The 2,672-nt window shown below is 45.3% G+C and carries 1 protein-coding gene and 1 pseudogene; both read right to left on the reverse strand.

Annotated features, from left to right (window positions below; translation table 11 throughout):
- Positions 1-130: 130 nt before the first annotated feature.
- The gene (locus tag AS151_RS13405) at positions 131-1,522 is read right to left on the reverse strand and encodes a TerB family tellurite resistance protein (protein WP_071517565.1); all 1,392 of its coding nucleotides are present in this window, start codon (positions 1,520-1,522) and stop codon (positions 131-133) included.
- Between the two features lie 622 nt (positions 1,523-2,144).
- Positions 2,145-2,672, reverse strand: a pseudogene (locus tag AS151_RS22180) (hypothetical protein); the annotation flags it as partial.

Here is a 2,672-nt window from a genome sequence, read left to right on the forward strand (position 1 = left end):
AATCTTTAAGAAAGATGGCTACGACTATCAAGTCAATAAAAGTCAATTATTGTCCAGTAAATCACCTATTAGGAAGTAGCAGAAGCTAGCAGGGGGAATAGAGTTTCCCCCTGAATTTTGGCGAATTTTTTTATTTTAGAAGCGATACAGGAGTTCCTAACGGTTTTGATACCATCAAGCGGCGGAGTTCTCGAACTTCGGTTTCGGGAATTTTAAAAACTCGCGCCATGCGATTGTGCAGGTCGATGGCAGGCTGGGAAATGCTACCATCTGCCTGGGCAACTTCCCAAGCGACGCAAAGGAGATACCGTTGTTTAAGTTGTTCTTTTTCGCTTTTGACATCGCTGACTTGACGGCTCGGTTCGTCAAACATTAAGTCGGTGGTGAGGCTTTCGTCAAAACTGACTGGTTGGTCGATTCTTTGATAAACCCGATCGCGATCGCGCTGTAGCATCAGCGGATCGGCTAGCAAACAATCAAATACGTGGCGCTTGCCGGGCGTCAAAACACCATCGACCCAAGCCATGGGCAAGGCCGATATGAGAATATCTCCCATAAAACCACTCATTTTGCGCCTTTCCGCTGTGGTTCGTAAGTACAAAGCGCCCTTGGAAACCCCCAAGCCAGCTGCTACACCCAAGCCAATGGGGGCAGCAACCGTCAGTAAGGAAAAAGTTGTAGCGCCTACAGCAATACCGCTGGATAGTCCCAAAGCACCTTGTACGGATGTCCAAAACCCAGCTTGAGCAAAAGTGGCACCAGCTGCTGCGTGACCGCCAATCGCAGTAAGTCCGCCAGCTACTCCTCCTTCAGCCAAACTGCCACTTACTTTTGCCCAGGGTGACAAAGCATCTGTGGCTTTCTGTTTGAATTCTTCTATTTTTTGGTCTTGCAAAGAGGCCGGTTGAATCTCGGTTTGACCGATATAGGAAAGCAGACCCTGGAGGCTTTTCTCTAGGAATTTGCTGAAATTTGCTTTGGCTTCTGGATGTTTTTCTAGTTCTTTCTCTAGGTTTTGATTGATTTTAAGCAAAACCTCCTCAATCTTTTTCAGCAGCTTTTTCCAGGATTTACCAAAAATCTTGGATAGTTCTTGGATGTCTTCGAGGGTATCATCCACTATTTCTGGCGCTGCCTGTCGCAGTTTTTGCTGGTAGTACCCTTGGTTGTAGCTAAAAATTAGTTCTAGAGAGGTTAAAATAACCACAAGTGCCAAAATGGCCGCGATCGCATTGAGAATCGGTCCTACCACAGGAACGGCAAGGGAGGGAAACACCGACCAGGTCAGAAACGTGACAATGCTACCCACCATCAACAGAGAAGCGGTAACATATTTGCGTACCTGAGACTCGGAAGCAGAATCTCCGTAGATCAAACGCAACAACTTAATATAAGTGGGGATTTTGGGAATTCGGGATACGGCAAATCCCAAGAGCGAACCAATGAGGGGAACAATAAAACTAAAGACCAAGCTCAAGCCAGGCAACACCCAAGTTGTAACAAATGCGACGAGAAAACTCATGGAAGTGTCTCCATTACGTTCTTGTATGATGCTTGGTTTTAAGGTGCCCTCAATCTATGACTAAGTAACACTACCGCAAAATATTTGTATTCTTTGATATTGTTTTATAGTTTTCCAGGTATTTCTTAAAAAAAGTGATTTACACCAAAGCCGATGTAGGGAAACCACAAGTTTTCTGTAGGGGCAATCTCCCCTTGTTTTTTCCAATTCATGTTCTGTATACATCTCCGTATCAAAAGAGATATAGAGATAAATTGATGGCATAATTTTATAGAAAAAATGCCATCAGCAATCTTCCAGCCAACATACAACCGAAAAAAACTTATACTATACCATTTCTAAAAAACAACGATTGTATGGAATGGGTCAATTTCCTGGTAGAGGCGCTCACGCGTTGCCCCTCTATAAAAAAGTTTCTACGATCTCTTGCAGATTATTAAGGAAATGGTGCGATCGCGAGAAAACCATAAAAAAATGGAGATCGACCAAAGAAAGGCAAATTGCGCGTTTCTCTCATTTCTCTCCCCATCAGACATCGCGTTATGGTTGGCTAACTACCGAAAATCCGCTACTTGCGGTTACCTACTAAGAAGACGAGGAACTGCGATCGCTTTTATCCTCATTATCGTTTTTTTTGGCTTTCTTGACTGCTACTTTCCTCCGTTTCCTTCGTCGTTTCCGCCGTAGAAGACGTTTCCTCGCTGGAATCCTTTTTCGTTTCCTCTGCTATTTCTTGGTCGCTGCTGGCTTGCGTGTCTTCAGTGGTGGTTTCCGTGGTAGTTTCCGTCGTGGTTTCTGAAGTAGCTGACGCTAAGCTGTCTGTCTCCGATTGTGTTTTCGCTTCTGTTTGAGATTCGGTTTCTGTCTCAGCAGGTGTGGTAGCTTGTGATTCGGTTTCGGCAGTTTCCGACGGCGTTTCGGTAGTTTCCGTCACAGCCGCTGTTTCGCTTTCTGAGGATTGGGTTTCGGATTCCACCTCAGAGGAAATGGAAATTTTTTTAGAACCGCCAAACAATCCCGTGATGCGGGAAAATATGCTACTGAAAGGATTGCGTCTTTGAGTCGTCGTCGCTTCCGACTCAGCCGCCGACTCGCTAGTCGTTTCTTCTGGTGTTTCCGTTGCTGTTTCTGCCGTCGCTTCCGACTCAGC

This window comes from Geitlerinema sp. PCC 9228, from assembly GCF_001870905.1.
Lineage (GTDB): Bacteria > Cyanobacteriota > Cyanobacteriia > Cyanobacteriales > PCC-9228 > PCC-9228.